The sequence below is a fragment of the Oleiphilus sp. HI0067 genome (assembly GCF_001635735.1).
In genome coordinates, this window is record NZ_LWFI01000468.1 from 1 (window position 1) to 7090 (window position 7090).

3 protein-coding genes are annotated in these 7090 nt (G+C 45.0%); 1 reads left to right on the plus strand and 2 read right to left on the minus strand.

Annotated features, from left to right (window positions below; genetic code table 11):
- Positions 1 to 28: 28 nt before the first annotated feature.
- Together A3739_RS05685 and A3739_RS05695 are read right to left on the minus strand one after the other, a co-directional pair.
- A complete protein-coding gene (locus tag A3739_RS05685; RefSeq protein ID WP_231876752.1) occupies positions 29 to 646 on the minus strand; it encodes a NapC/NirT family cytochrome c in 618 nt (205 codons plus the stop codon).
- A 270-nt stretch (positions 647 to 916) separates the two neighbouring features.
- Positions 917 to 3700, minus strand: a complete 2784-nt coding sequence (locus A3739_RS05695; RefSeq protein WP_068475144.1) for a bifunctional aconitate hydratase 2/2-methylisocitrate dehydratase — start codon at positions 3698 to 3700, stop codon at positions 917 to 919.
- Positions 3701 to 4199: 499 nt separating this feature from the next.
- Here A3739_RS05695 and A3739_RS05700 point away from each other — a divergent pair.
- A partial coding sequence (locus tag A3739_RS05700) for a glutamate synthase central domain-containing protein (RefSeq protein WP_197472086.1) occupies positions 4200 to 7090 on the plus strand: 2891 nt, incomplete at its 3' end.

The following is a 7090-nucleotide window of genomic DNA, read 5'->3' on the forward strand; positions in this document are numbered from 1 at the left end:
GGTCAAGCGATCTTAGAACGCTTTCTTTTTAATCGAGCGCTAGCCAGAATTTGGCATCTAGTTGCTCGGTTTCGGGTGATAAATCTGGGTTGTGCAGATCAAACTTGATATTGTTTTGGTATTTTTCCAACGGAAACGCTGCTGATGTAACAGGGTGGTTGGTCAGAAAGTCTTGCAGTGCTCCGCTACTTGAGAGAATTTGAAGTCCTTCTTCAACGCGCTTTGCCATTTGGTGCATTTTTGCAGCATCTTCGCTTTGCGCATAAAAGTCCATCGCTTCAAAGCTATGGCAAGAACGGCATGTTTCTGAAGCTTGACTCTCCATCTTATGCCACACCATTTCAGCTAGCTCTTGGCGATGTTCTTCAAACTTTTCTCCAGTATCGATTTTGCCGGTAATGAAATGATGGTAGAGGTCTTTGCCGGCCATGATCTTGGCCCAGAGCATACGGGTAGGGCTTTGTGGTATTTGGCAGTCGGCGCAGCCAGCGCGGATGCCTTCTCGGTTAATAAAGTAATGGGAGGATTGATATTCCTCAAATGGAATATCCATTTCATGGCAGCTGACGCAAAACTCGGTGGTCGAGGTTGCTTTAATGGCATAAATGCTTGTGCAAGCGAAGATCAGTAATGACAATGCCAACACCTATCAGCCCAAAAATGACGCTTTTCTTGTGTGTCATGATCCCTCTCTTTTCATACCGGTAAAGATTGGAAGCTCAGACTAGTAGATAAAATTGCTTGTATTCGGTTTTTTATTAACGAATTGTTGCTAGAACCTGTTTTTAGAGTGTATTGAACTTTAAGCGTTTTTTTTAATTATTTAGGTAATAAAAAGCCCGAGTACGTCTCCATACTCGGGCTTTCAAACGCTTTAGACCTTGGCATTTCAAGGTCTAATTTTTCTAGTCAATGACTAGCCAACAATCTTAAGTGGCACTGCCAAATCTTCAGAAGGTGGTGCGAAAGAAGTTAGGTTAATACCGTCAACCGCTTCTTTGTACTCTTCCAAAGTTGGGAAACGACCAAGAATCGTTGAAAGAACAACCATTGGCGTTGAGCCTAGTAGTGATTCACCTTTCTTCTCAGCAGAGTCTTCTACTACACGGCCTTGGAATAGACGCGTAGAAGTTGCTAGCACAGTATCACCTGCTTCTGCTTTCTCTTGGTTACCCATACATAAGTTACATCCAGGACGCTCAAGGTAAAGGATGTTTTCGTACTTAGTACGTGCTGCTTCTTTTGGATTGTCGTCGTCAAACGTGAAACCAGCGTACTTAGCTAGGATGTCCCAGTCGCCTTCTGCTTTTAGTTCATCAACGATGTTGTACGTTGGTGGCGCAACAACAAGTGGTGCGTTAAACGTAATAGGACCTTTCTTCTCAAGGTTACGAAGCATTGCTGCGATGATTTGCATGTCACCTTTGTGAACCATACAAGAACCAATGAAGCCAAGGTCAACCTGGCGGCCATCGTAGTAAGAAGTAGGACGGATAACATCATGCGTGTAACGCTTAGAGATGTCTTCGTTGTTTACGTCTGGGTCAGCAATCATTGGCTCTTCGATTGCATCTAGGTCAACAACAAGCTCTGCGTAGTACTTCGCGTTGTCGTCTGGAGCAAGTGCTGGAGCTTCGCCAGATTTCACTTCAGCGATACGCTTGTCAGCAAGCGCGATCAAGCCTTTAAGCATCTGTGCTTCGTTGTCCATGCCTTTGTCGATCATGATCTGGATACGTGACTTAGCAAGCTCTAGTGAGCCGATCAAAGTTTCGTTAGTAGAGATACAGATAGACGCTTTCGCCTTCATCTCTGCAGTCCAGTCAGTGAAGGTAAACGCTTGGTCAGCAAGTAGAGTACCGATTTGTACTTCGATAACACGACCTTGGAAAACGTTTTCGCCAGCGAACTTCTTAAGCATTTGTGCTTGAGTCGCGTGTACGATGTCACGGAAGTCCATGTGTGGCTTCATAGAACCTTTAAAGGTTACTTTTACTGACTCTGGGATTGGCATTGCTGCTTCACCAGTTGCTAATGCAATTGCAACTGTACCTGAGTCTGCACCGAACGCTACACCTTTAGACATACGCGTGTGTGAGTCACCACCGATAATGATTGCACGGTCATCTACAGTGATGTCGTTCAATACTTTGTGGATTACGTCAGTCATTGAGTGGTAAACACCTTTCGGGTCACGTGCAGTGATTACGCCGAATGCGTTCATGAATGCCATCAACTTAGGCGTGTTCGCTTTCGCTTTGTTATCCCATACAGAAGCAGTGTGACAACCTGATTGGAAAGCACCATCAACATCTGGAGAGATAGTAGAAGCAGCCATTGCTTCTAGTTCTTGGCAAGTCATTGGACCAGTAGTGTCCTGAGAACCAACGATGTTCACTTTAACGCGAACGTCTGAACCAGTATGTAGAGGAGTTTTAGACGTTACGCCAACTGCATTGCGGTTGAAGATTTTTTCAACGGCAGTTAGGCCTTGGCCTTTGTTTGAGATCTCTTTAGATGCTGCGTAAACAACAGGCGCTTCAACACCCAATGTTTCAGCTGCGAATGTTTGAAGCTTCTTACCGAAAGTAACCGCGTAAGAACCGCCAGCCTTCATGAACTCAACTTTCTGAGGCGTGAATGCGTCAGAAACGTCAGAAAGCTCTTCGCTACCGTTGTAAAGCTTCTTCGCTTTTGTATCGATAGTAAGAACAGTACCTGTCGCAACAGAGTATGCTTCTTCTAATACTGGATCGCCGTTTTCATCACGAACAACTTCGCCATTTGCGTCAGTTTTCTTAACCCAGTTTTTAAGGTCAAGACCGATACCACCTGTTACGCCAACAGTCGTCAAGAAGATTGGCGCGATACCGTTAGTACCTGCTACAACTGGACGGTTGTTGATGAATGGAATGTATGGAGAAGTCTTTTCACCAGCCCAAAGTGCAACGTTGTTAACACCAGACATACGTGAAGAACCAACACCCATCGTACCTTTTTCAGCGATAAGCATAACTTTCGCGTTCGGGTGCTTCTTACCAAGCTCAACGATTTCTTGTTGTGCTTCAGGCGTGATCATGCACTGGCCGTGAAGTTCGCGGTCAGCTCGTGAGTGTGATTGGTTACCTGGAGAAAGAAGGTCAGTAGAGATGTCGCCTTCTGCTGCGATGTAAGTAACAACGTCGATTTTTTCTGGGATATCGTCAAGCTTCGTGAAGAACTCTGCTTTTGCATAGCTTTCAAGAATATCTTTTGCGATTGCGTTGCCTACTTTGAACGCGTCTGCAAGACGTGTTGTGTCTGCATCGTACAAGAATACTTGTGACTTCAATACTTCAGCCGCTGCCGCTGCTTGCGCGTCGTCAGAAAGGGCGATGTCTAGAAGTGCTTCAACAGAAGGGCCGCCTTTCATGTGAGAAAGTTGCTCTAGCGCGAATTCTGGAGAAATTTCTGCAACTGTTTCATTGCTAAGCGCGATTTCTTTCAAGAAAGCTGCTTTTACGCCTGCCGCCGGAGTCGTACCAGGAAGCGTGTTGTAGATGAAGAAGTTTAGAGACGCTTCGCGTTCTGCATTGCCAGTGTCTTTGATTTGGGCAATGATCTCAGATAGCAATTCTGCGCTATCGATTGGTTTTGGGTGTAAGCCTAGGTCCTTCTTACGAACCTCGATCTCTTCTAAGTATTCTGAATATAAGCTCATACGAATCTCTCTCTGAAAGTTTTATTGATTGACCAGCAATCAATATTTTAAGACTAAATGGATCGGCGTCTTTTCGATGCTTCAACAGATGAAACGAGTCGCCTTGAGTAATCCTCATTATTTTAAGTTGTGTGACTGAAGAGAAACCCCAGTAATGGATTAGCCAAGAAATTTAGTCTGCACATGATTTTCTTGGGCGCGATTCTACTAATTTTTAAATTTATTGTTAAGAATAACTCGTGTTGATATTACCCATGTTCACTATACATCGGCCAAATAAGCGTTCATTTTTGTCAAAAATGTCAAATCCGAGCTAGGAACGGCGCTTTCGGCAAACTAAATGCAAATGAAAATAATTATTATTTGCGATATAGATATTCTATCGGTATTCTTCACGCCCCCGAAGATCAGCCAAATTTTGGCTTAGTAGGTTGTTTAATTATCTCCACTTGAAAATGAACAGTTAGTGAGTAGATACAGTGAAACATAGAGGTTATTGATGCGTTACTTATTTAATTCAGAGCAAGAACACTCTAGTTGCGGCGTAGGTTTTATTACGCATAAGCGCAGTGAACAAACTCATGAATTACTAGAGCATGCGCATCAGGCATTGTGCAGAATTCCCCATCGCGGAGGATTTGACGCTGAAGGTACTGGCGATGGCGCAGGTGTAAATATTGATATTTCGCTGAGTTTCTTTCGTTATATAACTGGCAACGAAAATCTAGAGCTTGGTGAGTTTGGTGTTGCTAATTTCTTCTATCCCAGAAAAGAAGAGCAGCATTCAGAAGCTGAACGTTTACTGCGCAATGTGTTCAAACAGTATCGTTTAAATATCATTTTATGGCGTGATGTTGATGTGGATACTGCAGCGCTTAATCAGAAAAGTGCGCAGGCCCAGTTAAAGATCCATCAGTTAGTATTTGAGCGTCCTTCCAATATCGATAATCAAGATGAGTTTGAACGGCACATTAATGATGCTCTCGAAGAAATCGAGTATCCGGCATTTAAGCGGCCAGAACTTGCAGGATTTTATCCCTTATCAATGAGTTCGCGAACGCAGGTTTATAAGGGGCGTTTAAATAGCTGGGAAGTTGTGCCTTATTTTAAAGATCTTAGTCATCCTAAGCACCAGATTCATACCTTATTTTTCCATACGCGTTTTTCTACCAATACAGCGCCGAATCCAATGTTTGCGCAACCATTTAGACGTATGGCGCATAACGGTGAGTTGAACACTGACCGTAAAAATCGACTGAGTGAAGATGCGATTGCACGTTCGCATAATCGAGAAATTATTTTCCCAGAAGGTCAGTCAGATTCTGCACGTCTTGACCAAACACTGGCTCGCCGCATCATAGAAGACCGTCTCGATATTGACGAAGCTTCCCTAATGATGATGCCGCCGGCATGGGAGAACGACGAGCGTATTCAAGGAAATCAGCGTGACATGCTTGAGTACTTCGCGCTTTCTGAAGAGAAGAATGACGGCCCAGCGGCACTTATCTTTAGTGATGGTGTAAAGGTTGGTGCGCGTCTTGACCGCTTAGGTCTACGACCTTTGCGAAGCGTTGAAACCAATGATTACTTAGCTGTGATGAGTGAAGCAGGGCAAATTGATTTTGCACCTGAGTCAATCATTCGTCGCGGACGTATTGAAGCTGGTGGTATGGTCTTGTTTGACCATGAGCGTAAGTGTATTGAGTATACGAACGATGTACTTGAACGTCTTTCGGACGAGCAAGACTATGGCCTTTTGTTAGAACAGGCGCGTATTCGTTTAAGCGATCTACATCCTGTCGCTCTAAGTGAAGTTGAAGTGCCGGGCAAACTAAGTGTTTCAGCCTTGCACGTGGCCTATAGCATGAACCAAGAGAGCTTTAAGTTCTTGCTTGATCCAATGCTGCAAAATGGCGGGGAAAAAATTTCAGCAATGGGTTATGGCCTAGCGCCAAACAGCTTCGCTAAAGAAGAAGGTGGCATGTCGCGCTTCTTCTCGCAGCGCTTTGCTCAGGTGACGAACCCTCCTCTTGATAGTATTCGTGAAGCGGACGGAATGACTTTGCGTGTATCGCTTGGCGCGAAACCCAACTTTGCTCAAAAAGGTGCCAAGCAGCTGACCTTACCCTCGCCTATTTTGCAACCTCAGCACCTTAAACAGATTGAGAAACAAGATGTTCTTCGTGTAGAGCGTGTTGAAACCTTATATGAGGTTGACTTGAATGACGCGACAAACAATCTAATCAAGCTTGAAGAAGCATTAGAGCGAGTTTGTAGTCACGTTGAGGCCTTAGCTCGAAATAACTGGGATATCATTGTTTTAAGTGACATCAACGTGAGTCATCATAAGGCCGCATTGCCTGCAGTATTGGTTGCTTCGGCTGCGAATCAACGCTTGATCAAACAAGGCCTGCGTTTTAACTCGAGCCTGCTGTTTGAAACAGGTCAGGCGGTAAGTACGCATGACGTTGCTTGTTTGCTTGGCTTTGGTGTCTCGGCTGTGTGTCCCTTGACCGTATTCTATCGCGCGTGCGAGCTTCATGGTGACCATGCAGCGGTTGAAGTTGCGCTTGGCAAGTATCAAAAAGCAGTCGAAAAAGCCTTGATGAAGACCATGGGTAAGTTTGGTCTCTGTACGGCTGAAAGCTATATCGGTGGTGAGTTCTTTGAATCGAACTTCCTTGATACTGAAGACGCTAAACTTAAGCAAATTTTCCCGAACATCCATGCGCCAGTTGGAGGCGTACGGTTTGCCGACATCGCACAAAGTGCAGCCGACTGGCATGCGCGTGTTGCAGATATTCAAAGCGAAAATGAGATTCCGCTACTGGGCTTGTTTAAAGAGCGTTCTGACGGTGCTGGTCACAGCTTTGGTACAACCGCTGTGCGTGAATTCGTCAATATGACGGAAGAGAGTATCGAGTATGCGGAGGAGCCAGAGTCAGGCCACCCATTACGTTTAGCAACAGATGTTAGCTATAAGAAAATGGGTTACGAGCCCTGTACGCCCGAGCAGATCGACGGTTTTGAAATCACTCCTGCATACAGACAGTTTTGTAAGGAAGTCTATCGTGAACGCGATTCACGACCTGCCGCGTTGCGTGATGTACTGTGCCTACCACTTGATTTTGCAACAGCTGCCACTGAAGAAGATTTTAAAGCACGATTAGACAGCGTTGACCTTAAAGGTAACGTGTCTTATTCGGCGCGCGGGTTGTTTGTCATCGCACGTGATGATGGTCGGTTTGAAGTGTCTCTTACAAGTTCTGACGAAGCCCGTTTGAAGGCATTACATAGCGCATTTGTTGCATTTCTGGGTGCAGAACTATGTCGCGCGCAAATAGAGAATGGTGCTTTGATTGTTGAGGTGCAGGGTGGTGAGATTGAGTT

Coding starts and splice junctions, on each gene's coding strand:
- A3739_RS05695 (WP_068475144.1), bottom strand. CDS start 3,700: ATGAGCTTATATTCAGAATACTTAGAAGAGATCGAGGTTCGTAAGAAG.